At 30.6% G+C, this 14,012-nt stretch carries 10 protein-coding genes, 1 tRNA gene and 1 rRNA gene (1 of these 12 running past the window's edge); 10 read left to right on the top strand and 2 right to left on the bottom strand.

Translation table 11 applies throughout. The features are described 5' to 3' along the window. From ACFYH6_RS16350 to ACFYH6_RS16310, 9 genes are all read left to right on the top strand, one after another. A 23S ribosomal RNA gene (locus ACFYH6_RS16350) occupies positions 1-1,757 on the top strand; it begins 1,149 nt to the left of the window's first position. A 111-nt stretch (positions 1,758-1,868) separates the two neighbouring features. Beyond that, a tRNA-Asn gene (locus tag ACFYH6_RS16345) sits at positions 1,869-1,943 on the top strand. Positions 1,944-2,226: 283 nt separating this feature from the next. Beyond that, positions 2,227-3,183: a polysaccharide deacetylase family protein gene (locus tag ACFYH6_RS16340; RefSeq protein WP_416180469.1), complete on the top strand. Its 957-nt coding sequence runs from the start codon at positions 2,227-2,229 to the stop codon at positions 3,181-3,183. A 117-nt stretch (positions 3,184-3,300) separates the two neighbouring features. After that, positions 3,301-3,981, top strand: a complete 681-nt coding sequence (locus ACFYH6_RS16335; RefSeq protein WP_416180468.1) for a response regulator transcription factor — start codon at positions 3,301-3,303, stop codon at positions 3,979-3,981. After that, positions 3,978-5,366: a HAMP domain-containing sensor histidine kinase gene (locus ACFYH6_RS16330; protein ID WP_316343327.1), complete on the top strand. Its 1,389-nt coding sequence runs from the start codon at positions 3,978-3,980 to the stop codon at positions 5,364-5,366. Before ACFYH6_RS16335 ends, ACFYH6_RS16330 begins: the two co-directional genes overlap by 4 nt. A gap of 1 nt (position 5,367) precedes the next feature. Beyond that, the gene (locus ACFYH6_RS16325) at positions 5,368-6,840 is read left to right on the top strand and encodes a hypothetical protein (RefSeq protein WP_416180467.1); all 1,473 of its coding nucleotides are present in this window, start codon (positions 5,368-5,370) and stop codon (positions 6,838-6,840) included. A gap of 25 nt (positions 6,841-6,865) precedes the next feature. Beyond that, positions 6,866-8,245: a TldD/PmbA family protein gene (locus tag ACFYH6_RS16320; RefSeq protein WP_416180466.1), complete on the top strand. Its 1,380-nt coding sequence runs from the start codon at positions 6,866-6,868 to the stop codon at positions 8,243-8,245. Between the two features lie 13 nt (positions 8,246-8,258). After that, on the top strand, positions 8,259-9,602 hold the full coding sequence (locus ACFYH6_RS16315; RefSeq protein ID WP_416180465.1) for a TldD/PmbA family protein: 1,344 nt from the start codon (positions 8,259-8,261) through the stop codon (positions 9,600-9,602). Positions 9,603-9,713: 111 nt separating this feature from the next. Continuing rightward, positions 9,714-10,244, top strand: a complete 531-nt coding sequence (locus ACFYH6_RS16310; protein WP_316343331.1) for a GNAT family N-acetyltransferase — start codon at positions 9,714-9,716, stop codon at positions 10,242-10,244. Between the two features lie 63 nt (positions 10,245-10,307). Here ACFYH6_RS16310 and ACFYH6_RS16305 read toward each other — a convergent pair whose 3' ends face one another. Beyond that, the gene (locus ACFYH6_RS16305; protein ID WP_316343332.1) at positions 10,308-12,179 is read right to left on the bottom strand and encodes an LTA synthase family protein; all 1,872 of its coding nucleotides are present in this window, start codon (positions 12,177-12,179) and stop codon (positions 10,308-10,310) included. Between the two features lie 235 nt (positions 12,180-12,414). Between ACFYH6_RS16305 and ACFYH6_RS16300 the strand changes: the two genes are divergently transcribed. Next, positions 12,415-13,368 (top strand): NAD(P)/FAD-dependent oxidoreductase, encoded by a 954-nt coding sequence (locus ACFYH6_RS16300; RefSeq protein WP_416180464.1) that lies wholly within the window; start codon positions 12,415-12,417, stop codon positions 13,366-13,368. 48 nt (positions 13,369-13,416) lie between these two features. Here the strand turns inward: ACFYH6_RS16300 and ACFYH6_RS16295 are convergent, their stop codons facing one another. Then, positions 13,417-14,004, bottom strand: a complete 588-nt coding sequence (locus tag ACFYH6_RS16295; protein ID WP_416180463.1) for a GDSL-type esterase/lipase family protein — start codon at positions 14,002-14,004, stop codon at positions 13,417-13,419. Between the last annotated feature and the right edge of the window lie 8 nt (positions 14,005-14,012).

The following is a 14,012-nucleotide window of genomic DNA, read 5'->3' as shown; positions in this document are numbered from 1 at the left end:
AGATCCTGCGCCGAAAATGTCCGGGGCTCAAACTTACCACCGAAGCTACGGGCTCAAGATTACTTGAGCGGTAGAGGAGCGTCGTAATCGGGCTGAAGTCGTACCGTAAGGAGCGGTGGACTGATTACGAGTGAGAATGTTGGCATTAGTAGCGAGATGTAAGTGAGAATCTTACAGGCCGAAAATCTAAGGTTTCCTGGGGAAGGCTCGTCCGCCCAGGGTTAGTCGGGACCTAAGCCGAGGCCGAAAGGCGTAGGTGATGGACAATTGGTTGATATTCCAATACCACTATTATCGTTATTATCGATGGTGTGACGGAGAAGGATAGGATGTGCTAGCGATTGGAAATGCTAGTCTAAGCATTTAGGGAGTTAAGATAGGCAAATCCGTCTTAACAATCCTGAGGTGTGATGGGGAAGGCCATTTAGGCTGAAGTATCTGATTCCCTGCTTCCAAGAAAAGCATCTAGAAAGAGAAATAGTGCCCGTACCGCAAACCGACACAGGTAGATGAGGAGAGAATCCTAAGGCCATCGGAAGAATTGCAGTTAAGGAACTAGGCAAATTGACCCCGTAAGTTAGCGAGAAGGGGTGCCTGCGAGAGCAGGCCGCAGAGAATAGGCCCAAGCAACTGTTTAGCAAAAACACAGGTCTCTGCTAAAGCGTAAGCTGATGTATAGGGGCTGACGCCTGCCCGGTGCTGGAAGGTTAAGGGGAACACTTAGCGCAAGCGAAGGTGTGAACTTAAGCCCCAGTAAACGGCGGCCGTAACTATAACGGTCCTAAGGTAGCGAAATTCCTTGTCAGGTAAGTTCTGACCCGCACGAATGGCGTAATGACTTGGGCACTGTCTCAACTGCAAATCCGGCGAAGTTGTAGTGCGAGTGAAGATGCTCGCTACCCGCGATTGGACGGAAAGACCCCGTAGAGCTTTACTGTAGCTTAGCATTGAGTTCCGATATTGTCTGTACAGGATAGGTGGGAGACTGAGAAACTAGGGCGTCAGCCTTGGTGGAGTCAACCTTGGGATACCACCCTGATAGTATTGGGATTCTAACTGGACGCCATGAATCTGGTGACAGGACATTGTTAGGTGGGCAGTTTGACTGGGGCGGTCGCCTCCTAAAATGTAACGGAGGCGCCCAAAGGTTCCCTCAGAACGGTCGGAAATCGTTCGTAGAGTGCAAAGGCAGAAGGGAGCCTGACTGCGACACCCACAAGTGGAGCAGGGACGAAAGTCGGGCTTAGTGATCCGGTGGTACCTCGTGGGAGGGCCATCGCTCAACGGATAAAAGCTACCTCGGGGATAACAGGCTGATCTCCCCCAAGAGTCCACATCGACGGGGAGGTTTGGCACCTCGATGTCGGCTCGTCGCATCCTGGGGCTGTAGTAGGTCCCAAGGGTTGGGCTGTTCGCCCATTAAAGCGGCACGCGAGCTGGGTTCAGAACGTCGTGAGACAGTTCGGTCCCTATCCGTCGCGGGCGTAGGAAATTTGAGAGGAGCTGTCCTTAGTACGAGAGGACCGGGATGGACTGACCTCTGGTGCACCAGTTGTTCCGCCAGGAGCATGGCTGGGTAGCTAAGTCGGGAAGGGATAAACGCTGAAAGCATCTAAGCGTGAAGCCCCCCTCAAGATGAGATTTCCCATAGCATAAGCTAGTAAGACCCCTTGAAGAACACAAGGTTGATAGGTCAGAGGTGTAAGTGTGGTAACATATTTAGCTGACTGATACTAATAGGTCGAGGGCTTGACCAATAAATATTCAAGAATGAAACTCAACAAGTTGAGTAAATTCGAGAAGCAAAATCAAAGATTTTGGCTCTCATTCATGTGCAATTTTCAGAGAACACTCTGAAAATAAAATATTCCGTGGTAGCTCAATGGTGGAGCACTCGGCTGTTAACCGATAGGTTGGAGGTTCGAATCCTCTCCACGGAGCCATTTTATATTTTAAAGAGTTTTATAAGAGTAGATTTTAAGTCTATTGTTATAAAACTCTTTTATTTTTTACATACAGAATAGTTTTTTATAATTCTAAATAAAATAGAGAGATAAATATCATATGGATCTACTTCGAGTAAAGGGATAGAGGAAAAAATATGATATTTATCTCCTTTTATGTAATCATTTTGTAACTATTAGTTAACTTATTGTAAAGATTAACAAAAATTATTCTTATATAATTGAATTTGGGACAAGCATTTAGGAGAAATGGGGAAGAAAAATGAACAAAAGTAGGTTAATAAGAATAAGAAGAATGAAAAAGATAAGAAGTATAAGAAGAAGAATATTATTTACAATAATGTTAATAGTAAGTATAGTAATTATATTTCAAGTTTTTGATAAAATTGATAAATTAAATGTAAATTCTTATAAAAGGGTAGAAGCTCTAGCTGGTAACAATGGAAATAGTGCTGAAAAAGTAGAAGAAGAAAAATCAGATAAAGAAGAAAAGATAAATATCTTGGATAACTCAGGATATAGTAGTTTAGAAGAGGATATTAATGCTGATGATGTTTCAGAGATTCTCCCTAAAACAATGTATAAATGGGATTTTTATAGAGAAGATGGTAGAAAAACAGCCTATTTGACTTTTGATGACGGCCCATCTGAACATTCCACGGAAAGAATATTAGATATATTAAAAGAAAACAATATAAAAGCTACATTTTTCCAGCTAGGTTCCTCTATAGAAAGGAATCATAAGGCAAAATATATTTTAAAAAGAATTGTAGATGAAGGACATGCTATAGGTAGCCATGGCTATAGTCATGACTACTCTAAGCTTTACCCTAATGGAATTGTTGATGTAGAAGCAGTAATTAAGGATTTCAAAATGAATGATGATATATTAAAAGATATGTTAGGCAAAGATTTTTCTACAAGGCTTGTAAGATTACCGGGAGGGCACTCTAGTTGGAATGGAACAGGAGCTTTAGATGCAGTATTAAAAGAAAAAGGAATATGGCAAGTAGATTGGAATGCTTTAAATGGAGATGCTGAAGGTGAAGATTTCCCAAAGGAAGTACTATTAAATAAATTAAAAGAAACTGTAGGAGAGCAAGATGTTGTTATTATACTTATGCATGATACAGATTATAAGAAGGGTACAGTAGAATATTTACAAAGTGCAATAGATTATTTAAAATCTGAAGGTTTCGAATTTAGGACACTAAAGTAACTATAGTGCTATAGTAAAAAAATGTTTATTAATTAAAATGTTTTCAACATAGCTACCTATTTTTATAATTAGGGTATAATTTAATTATGTAGTTAAAAATAGATTAGAGGTGAGTAAATGAATAAAATTCTATTAGTTGAAGATGAAGAAAGCATAAGAGGTTTTCTAAAAATAAATTTACAAAGAAGTAATTTTAATGTTATTGAAGCTGAAACTGGAGAACGAGGCATAGAATTAGCAAAAAAAGAAAATCCTAAAATAGCAATTTTAGATGTTATGTTACCTGGAATTGATGGATTTATGGTATGTAATGAATTACGTAACAATTTCCCAGGAATGGGTATTATCATGCTTACAGCTAAGGGCCAAGATATGGACAAAATTATGGGATTAGAATATGGAGCAGATGATTATATAGTTAAGCCTTTTAATCCATTAGAGGTAGTATTAAGAGTAAAAGCATTACTTAGAAGATTAGGAGAAGAGGATAGAGAAAAATTACAACTTGGACCATTTATTATAGATTTATATTCTCAAAAATTATTAAAAAATAATATTGAAATAGATGTTACACCAAAAGAATATTTATTAATGAAAATATTTTTAGAAAATCCTAATAAAGCTTTTAGTAGAGATGAATTGTTAGACTTGGTTTGGGGAAAAAATTATTTTGGTGATGCCAAAATAATAGATGTAAATATAAGAAGACTAAGAGCAAAAATTGAAGATAAGCCTTCTGAACCAAATTATATTGAAACTGTATGGGGGATAGGTTATAGGTGGAAATTAAAGGAATGAAAAGCATAAAAAATCAGTTACTAAAAGGTATAGTAATAATTATTTTCTCCACTGTTGTTGTACTGAATATATTACTTATGATATTTATAAGAAAATATTATTATGACAATATGGAGGCAATTCTAAAAAGTAGAATAGAAGTATCTATGAATTTCTATAATAAATATTTTTCTTCTAGATCACTAATAGAAAATATTTATGATAATGTAGATGCTTTCTGGAATGAAAATAATGCACAAGTAGAAATATTTGATGCTAGTGGGAATTTACTTATGGATTCTATTGGAATAAAGGATGATAAGTTAATAAATGCCCCTGATATATATAAATCTCTTGAAGGAGAGCCATCAAGATGGATTGGAAAAGTAGATTATTATGATAAGAATGTAATGGCAGTATCATATCCATTAAAAATCGATGGTGAAATAATTGGAATAATAAGATTTGTCACTTCACTAGAAGAGATTGATGGAATCATAAGAAATATAATGATTATTTTCTCAAGTATATCTATTGGAGTATTACTATTAGGTGTGTTATTAAGTATATTTTTAGCAAATAGCATTATAAATCCAATTAAATATTTAAATCAGGTTGCAGAAAAAATGGGAAGTGGAAATTTAAGTGTAAGAAGCAATATTGATAGCGGCAATGAAATTGGTCAACTCTCTAATACATTAAACTTTATGGCGGATGAAATATCTAGAAGAGAACAGTTGAAAAATGATTTTATTTCTCAAGTTTCTCATGAATTAAGAACTCCATTAACAGCCATTAAAGGGTGGACTATAACATTAAATAACCATGAGACAGATAAGGAAACTTTAGATTTGGGATTTAAAATAATAGAAAAAGAAACGGATAGGCTTTCATTAATGGTTGAAGAGTTATTAGATTTTTCTAGACTTATAAATGAAAATGTAAGTATAGATTTAAGGGAAGTAAGTATTTTAGAATTTATCAATCACATTGAATCCTTTATGGCACCAAGAGCTAATAAAGAAGGGATTGATTTAAAATTTATAAATAAAGCTAGTGAAACTATGACTGTAGATAGTAATAGATTAAAGCAGGTTTTTATAAATTTATTAGATAATGCTTTTAAGTTTACAGGGGCTGGAGGAAATGTATTATTCATTGTATTAAATGATGATGAAAAAGTTAAATTTGTCATAGAAGATAATGGGTGTGGAATATCAGAAGAAGATTTACCAAGAGTAAAAGAAAAGTTCTTTAAGGGAAAAAATTCAAATTCTAAAAATGGAATAGGATTATCTATTTGTGATGAAATAATAAAACTTCATAATGGTGAATTTAATATATATAGTAAATTAGGAATAGGGACAAAGGTAGAAGTTATTATTCCAATAATCAAGGAGGAATAATATGAAGTTAATTAAAAGGATTTTTTCATTGATAATTATTTTAATATTTACATTTAATATTGGTTGTAGTAAAGTAAATGGAAAAGATACACAATCAATAAAGGCTCCTAATAATGAAAATTTAACTATAAGAGGAATGTGGAAAATCGAAGATATTAATATAGTTGATGATGAAATTGAAAATAAAGATGAAATATTATCACAAAAAGATTCTTTAATTAGTATATCTAGTAGTAAAATTTCAATTTTTAATAAAACATATCAATTTCCAACCTTCAAATTAAAGGTTGTAGATGGAAGTTATGTATTATCTTATGAATTAAATCTTACGTTAAAGGATATTATAGATCCATCAAATAAAGTAGATATAATTTCTTTAATAGATTCAAATAATTTAATAGGAGAATTTATAGTTATAGATGATAATGATGGATATTTATTTTATTCTGGAATGATGCTAAAGCTAGTTAGAGAAGATATGAATCCAAGAGATATAGAAAGTAGTAACAATAAAGTGGAAGCAGAAATAGTAGATGAAGATTATAATAGTAATGTAGGTGTAATGCTAGCTTTAAAAACTCCTAGAACAGATATTGGAGATGGAAAGTATCAGGATTCAAGATATAGGACTCTATGGATATCATTAAAAGATAATAAGTTAGAACCAGTCTTAGAAAAAAATAATATTATTTTCCCAAGATTAAATGGAATATGGACTATAGAAAAAAAAGAAATTAATGAAGAGGATATCCATAATGAATACTTTATTGCAAAGCCAATAGATGGAAGAGAAGATACGAAAATAGGAAATGACATATCAGTAAGTTTATATAAAGACATTAATTTTATTTCTAATGATTATATTTCCATTGAGAGATTTGAAGAAGATGATTTTAATTATTCAGCTCCAATTTATAGAACTATACCTATTGATAATATCAATTCATATCAAGGCCTTAGTATAAATGAAATATATTCAACAGAAGTAAAAGAAAAATATGAAAGAGATTTTAATGAAGCTTTTAATAGTTTATCATTAGAAGAACAAAATTCATTAATTAATAAAGTGGATTATACTAATTTCACTATAAAAAGAATAGAAGGTAAGTGGGCTTTGGTTGGGAAAATTATATCAAAGAATCCTAATGAAAAGGGAGTTGACTTTAAATTATCAATAAATCCAAATAAAAAGATTTTGAATTATGATACATTGTTGATACCATGGAAAGATTTAAAGGGAAGATTCCCATTTATAGAAGATGCTTATACTTCTCCAACAGGAAGAATAGCAATAATTATATTTAATAATAAGTTATTTGTGTATGAGTTAGAAGAAGGAAGTATTAAAGGAAATCCACTAATAAGTATAGACCTTAATGAAGGCGAAAGTGTAATAATGGCAGAATGGGCAACGGGATCTTATGTTGATACATGGACAAAAGCTTTTAAAGATGGTCGAGCAATAAGTGAATAATTAATATATGAAGGAGGACGAAATTATGTTATCAAAGGATATATTATCTAGTGTTTTAGCTAGATGTTTAATAACAGGAGGAGACTTTGCAGAAATATTTGAAGAAGATACTATAAATACATCTATTGGTATTCTTAATGGCAAAGTAGAAAATTCAATATCAGGAAGGACTCATGGTATTGGAATAAGAATATTCAAGGGATTTAAAAGTATTTATGCCTATACTAATAATACAAGTTTATCAGCTTTACTAGATACTGCAGAAAAAGCAGCATTGGCACTTGGAGAATTAAAAGAAGATATAAGTGTAGTTTTAGATAGAAAAGAAGTTTATAATAATAACCCAATTATATATATACCATCATCAATAAGTATAGATAAAAAAATTAATGTGATGAAGGCTGGATATAAAGCGGCAAAAGAGTATCATGATGAAATATCTCAAGTATCAGTTGGTTATTTAGATAAAGAACAAAATATATTAATAGCAAATACAGAAGGATTACTAACAGAAGATAGAAGAATTAGAACTAGACTATCAATAAGTTCAGTTGCTTCAGCTAACGGCGAAAATCAAACAGGTTTTGAAGGACCAGGAGCACATAAGGGATTTGAATTGTTTGACAGTATAGATCCAGAGTATTATGGAAAGGAAGCATCAAGAATTGCTCACACTATGTTACATGCTAAAAATTGTCCTGCTGGAAAGATGACTGTAGCAATTGACAATGGATTTGGTGGAGTTATATTCCATGAAGCATGTGGACATTCATTAGAAGCAACTGCTGTAGCCAAGGGAAATTCTGTATTTACTAATATGCTTGGAAAACAAATAGCTTCATCTAAAGTAACAGCAATTGATGATGGAACTATTCCTAATGCTTGGGGATCATTAAATATTGATGATGAAGGAAACAAAACTAGAAAGAACGTATTAATAGAAAATGGAATATTAAAGGGATACTTAATAGATAAGTTAAATGGTAGAAGAATGGGGATGGAGGCAACAGGAAGTTCAAGAAGACAAAGTTATAAGTTTGCCCCAACATCAAGAATGACAAATACTTATATTGCTGCAGGTAATGATGATGAAACAGAAATTATTAAATCAATTTCTGATGGATTATATGCAAAGAAAATGGGCGGGGGATCAGTAAATCCTGTAACAGGAGAATTTAACTTTGCAGTTTCTGAAGGATATATAGTTAAAAATGGAGAAATACAAGAACCTGTAAGAGGAGCAAGTCTTATTGGTAAAGGTAGTGAAGTTCTATTAAATATAGATATGGTAGGAAAGAACTTAGAACAAGGTCAAGGTATGTGTGGTTCTATATCTGGTAGTATCCCAACTAATGTAGGTCAACCTATGATTAGAGTAAAAGAAATAACAGTAGGTGGAAGATAGGAGGGAATGGAATATGGAATTAAAAGAATTTATCGATAAGTTATTCAAAAAAGCTAAAAGTAATGGATTCGATGAGTATGAAGTTTATTATGTAGATAGGGAAAGCTTAAGTATAAATGTTTATAATGAAGAAGTTGAGAAATATAACTTAACGACTTCTTATGGATTGTCTTTTAGAGGGAAAATAAATGATAAAATTGGATATTCTTATACAGAAATATTAGATGAAGATGCTATAGAAATGATGGTTAAGAATGCTAAAGAAAGTGCACTAGCTATCGAAAATGAGGATATTCAATTTATATATGAAGGAGATAAGGAATATACTAAAGTAAATACTTATTATAAGGCATTAGAAAATATTCCAGCTGATAAATTAATTGATTTAGCATTAAGTATGGAAAAGGAAGCCAAAAGTTTAGAAAGTAGAGTTGTAAGCTTTGAAGGATGTGGAATAGGTTATAGTAATTCTAAGTATGGAATAATTAACTCTAAAGGCCTTAATTTAGAGAATAAAGCTAATTTACTTAGTGCATATGTAGTTCCAATTATTAAAGATGGTGACAATATGCAAGATGGTATGGGATATGTTACAGCTCATTCCTTAGAAGAAGTGGATCCAAAGAAAATTGCTAGAGATGGAATTAATGAAGCGGTATCAAGAATAGGTGGTAAGTCTATTCCATCTGGTAAATACAAAACTATTATTAATAATGAAGCTATGGTTTCAATTCTTTCAACCTTTGCAGGAGTATTTAGTGGAGATGCTGCTCAAAAGGGTTTAAGCTTATTAAAGGATAAAGAAGGAGAAGTTATAGCAAGTGAAAAGGTAACATTATTAGATAATCCACATTTAGAAAATGGTTTAGCATCAGTACCTTTTGATGATGAAGGAGTAGCAACTAAGAAGAAGGATATAATTCATGAAGGTAAATTAATTACATTACTTCATAATTTAAAAACTGCTTATAAAGGTAATACAAAATCTACAGGTAATGGATTTAAGAGTTCTTATGCTTCACCAGTAGGAGTTTCACCAACTAACTTCTATATTGAGAAGGGAACTAAATCTTTTGATCAGTTATTAGAAGAGGTAGGAGAAGGTGTATTAATTACTGAATTTGCTGGATTACACTCAGGAGCAAACTCAATAACTGGAGATTTCTCATTAGCAGCAAAGGGATTTTATATTAAGGATGGCAAGAAGGATTACCCAGTTGAACAAATAACAGTAGCTGGAAACTTCTTTAATTTATTAAAAGATATAGTAGAAGTTGGAAGTGATTTGAAATTCCCAATGAGTAGCGTTGGAAGCCCATCTATTAGAGTTGAAGGTTTAAGTATAGCTGGTAAATAAAGTTTAAAATTTTATAATTAATTTAGAAACTCAGTTTATAATCTGAGTTTCTTTTGCAATAAGCAAGGATTAAAATAATAACAAGGTATTAGTTATATAGGGGGAATATTTATGTTAAAAGAGGTAGAATTAAAAAATGGACAGACTCTGATGTTAAGAAGAGTAGAAGAAGAGGATGCTGAAAAAATTATTAATTATTTGAATATTGTTGGCGGAGAAAGTGATAATTTATTATTCGGGGAAAATGAATTTAATAAGTCCATTGAAGAAGAAAAGCAATTTATTAATAACTTAGATAAATCAAATAACTTAATGATTGTAGGGTTGATAGACAATAATATTGTAAGCATAGCTAATATTGGAAAGTCACTTAGAAAAAGAATATCCCATAATGGTGAAATTGCTATTTCTGTAAAAAAAGAATATTGGGGTATAGGGGTAGGATATGCAGTAATGAATGAATTAATAGAATTTGCAAAGAGTAATAATATAAAAAATATTAGTTTAGGAGTTAAAGCAAGTAACAATAAGGCTATAAAATTATATAAGAAGTGTGGCTTTAAGGAAATAGGTCGTCATAAAGATTTCTTTAATTTAAATGGAGAATTTGATGATGAAATATTAATGGATTTGTATTTATAATTATAAGAATGTAAAAAAAATAAAGAAATTCAAATTTAGTTGAATTTCTTTATTTTTTTATATTTATTTTTCTTTTAGCAAACTAGCTTTATTTGCTCTTATCATCTTATCAGAAAGATCAACTATATTTTTATACATTTCCTTTTCTTCATCAGTAAGATTTTCACCTACAACTTCAAGATTAGTAAGAACCGCAAAAGATTTATTAGTATTTAATAAGTTTCTTCCTATAGAAGTATTGATATATTTATCATTATCTACACCCATAAGATATAATAGAGATGGCATAATATCTATTTGACCACCTATAGTATCAAAGGTTTTTCCTTCATTCATATCTTTAGACCAAATTATAAATGGCATAGTATGATGACCATTATCTAAATACCAATCTTCCTTATTTGATAATTTTTCAATAGAGCTATTATAGTATTTATGAACACCAGTATGATCTCCTTCGATAACTATAGCTGTATTATCTAATAAACCTTCTTTATCTAATTGATTTAAGAATTCACCTATTTGTGCATCTGTATATTTAATACTTTCAAAATATCCACCAAGTTCACTTTTATCTAATTCACTATCCAGGTTTAAAGTTCTTTTTTCTTCTGGCAAATCAAAAGGTCCATGGCTAGTTAAGGTTACTGTAAATGCATAAAATGGTTCTTTTAAATTTTTAAGCATTGGTACAACTTGTCTAAAGTAGCTTTCATCAGATATTCCAAGCCCAATTTCTTCATCTATGTTAAAGGAATAATAATCAATAAATTCATTAAAGCCTATTCCTTTAAGACCATTTACATAATTCCAGAAAGAACCTTTATCAGGATGTATTGCAATAGTATCATAATTCATTTCTTCTAATAAGTTAGGAAGAGAATTATATTCTGTTGAAGGATATCTAAAGAAAGTACTACCTCTTCTTAATGGGAACATTGACGTATTAATCATTAAGTCAGAATCAGAACTTGTACCTTCATTTACCTGTTCATAAATATTAGGGAAGTAAAGCCCTTTACTTATTAATTCATCCATAACTGGTGTTATTTTCTGTCCATTAACTTCTTTACCAACTATAAAGCTTTCTAAAGATTCAACTTGAATAACTATAAGGTTTTTGCCTTTTAACATTCCAGCATATTTATTATCTTCTAAGTTTTCTTTTGCTTGGAAAAACTCATTTATTTGAGCAGTTTCTTCTTCAGTAAGCTCATAAGGTTTAGAGTCTTTATATACGTTATATACATCAAAAATATGGTATCCTATTGGAGAAAAATATCTAGCTGTATTAGTAGGATCATAATTTGAGAATATATAACCATTCTTAACATCTTCATTTTTCAGTATATGTAAATTAAAAGGTACATAAGCAATGAATAATATACTAGAAAGTATCATTACTATGAAGGTTAAAGGTGCTCTTCTTTTTACATTAGTATAAGATTTTCTAGTAAAGAAAACGTAAATAGCTAAGATGATAAAATCAATTAATAATAAGAAATCCATTTTACTAAACATTGATGATATTGTACCACCCATATTATCAAGATTAGCTGTTTGAGTTAATAATAATGCTGAAGGCATTGTTAAGAAGCCTCTAAAGTATCCTAAGTCTAAAAATATAAGTGCAGTTATTATGATATCTATAACAAATAGATAGATAACTCTTCCTTTACCTTTAAATAATAATGAGAAACTTAAGAATATTAAAGTAAAGGCATAATAATAATTAATAAAAGGTTTTGCTGAATTAAGCCCATCTGAAAAGTTTAAAATATAAGGATCTTCAGTAGCTACGAATCCCTGAAAGATTATGGATTTTAATATTATGGCTATAAAGGGGATTAAGAATAGTATTATCCTAATTATTCCATCAAAACTTAAAATATTCATAATCTTATTTTTGAATGTTTTTAAAATATTGTCTAACATGTATTCACCTCAAAAAAAGGGCCTATTATTTAAGCCCATTATAATTCTTTCTCTAGTTAACAATACTTAAATTATAGTATAGTAGTTTTTATAAATCAAACAAGATTTTATTAAATTTTTATTATGATAATAAGGCTAATTTAAGGACATTATAGGATAGAGTATATATTATATTTACTTACCATTTATGGTATAATAATATATGTATTTTTGTTAAAAGTAATGGAGGTTACATATGCTTCAATATGATTTAATAATAATTGGAGGGGGAGCATCTGGACTTTCAGCAGGGGTTTCTGCTCTTCAACATGGAATTAAAAAGGTATTGCTACTAGAAAGAAATAGTGATTTAGGTGGAAACTTAAATTTATTTATAAATGAAGGCTTTGGAAAGTATTACTTAGGAAAAGATGTTACTGGACCAGAGTTAAGTAGTGAACTTATTAGGGAGTTTAAAGCTCATGCTGGAGAATATAAACTTGATACTGAGGTTTTAGAAGTTACCACTAACAAACTAGTTACTTATGTTAATCCTGATGAAGGAATACAAGATGTTAAAGCTAGAGCAATTATAATAGCATCAGGATGTAGAGAAAAATTTACAGGTAATATTAATATACCAATTCATAAATATACTGGAATATATACTTTAGTTTCTGCACATAAACTTATTAATTTACAAGGATACTTACCTGGGAAAAAAGTAGTGATACTAGGAAAAAATAAATGGTCTCTACTTTTAGCTACAAGGCTAATAGTAGAAGGAGCTGATGTTAAGGCTATTATAGATAAATCTAATAAAAATGATTTAAATGATAGAGAAGAAAAATTTATTAAAGATATGAATATTAACGTTATAGTAAATAGTAGGGTAGTTGAATTACATGGAAATGGAAGAATAGAAAGTATTGATATAGAAAATAAAGAGGATAAGAGTATAGTTAATATAGAGTGTGATTCTTTAATATTAACTGTAGGATATTTTCCAGAGATATCTTTTGTAAGAAAATCTAAAATTGAAATAGATGAAAAAAGAAATCTTATAGTTAATAATAATGAAACTTCTGTAAAGGGAATATTTGCTTGTGGAAGTGTACTTACAAGGGATACAGAGCTATTTAATAGCGGAGAAGATGGCTATAAGGTAGGAGAATCAGTTGCTAAATACTTAAAAAAATATTTATATTAAAAGTGGAGCTATATTAAAATAGTTCCACTTTTAATATATTTCTTTTAGTTATAAATTTAATACTTTAATAAATTCATTAAAAATAAGTTTATGGCCTTTTTCATTGAAATGAATACCATCTATAAATATTTCTTTTGAATTTAAGGTTAAAGACATATTATAAAAATCAATATATTTAACTTTATAATTATTACAAAGTTTTATTAATTCTTCTCTCAACTTTGGAAGGCTAATTTCACAGTAATCATAAGTAGGAGAAGGCATAAATAACCTATAAGCATCTTCCTTTATTATTCTTGGAGGTATTCCTATAAATATATTACTAGTCTTAGTAAAAGCTTCTTTTAGCATTAATTCAATATTTTCAGTAATTTGAACTAATGACCTATTAGATAATAAATCATTAGTGCCACCCATTATAAATATTGCTTTTGGAGATAACATAGTTACATCTTCTGTAAATCTATTTAACATATCCGTGGTAGTATTTCCATTAATACCTTTATTAATAATGGAGAAATCTAAATCATTAGATAAACTATAATTTTTAAAGGCTTCTATCCAAGATTTATTTTTAGGAACTCCATAACCAAAGGTAAGACTATCACCAATAAATATAAAATTATTAGTACTCAATACAGTCA

Origin of the sequence: Clostridium sp. HCS.1 (assembly GCF_047900555.1) — a bacterium.
Lineage (GTDB): Bacteria > Bacillota > Clostridia > Clostridiales > Clostridiaceae > Clostridium.
Note: the sequence above shows the minus strand (reverse complement) of the source record. Positions and strands in the feature narration are given on the sequence as shown.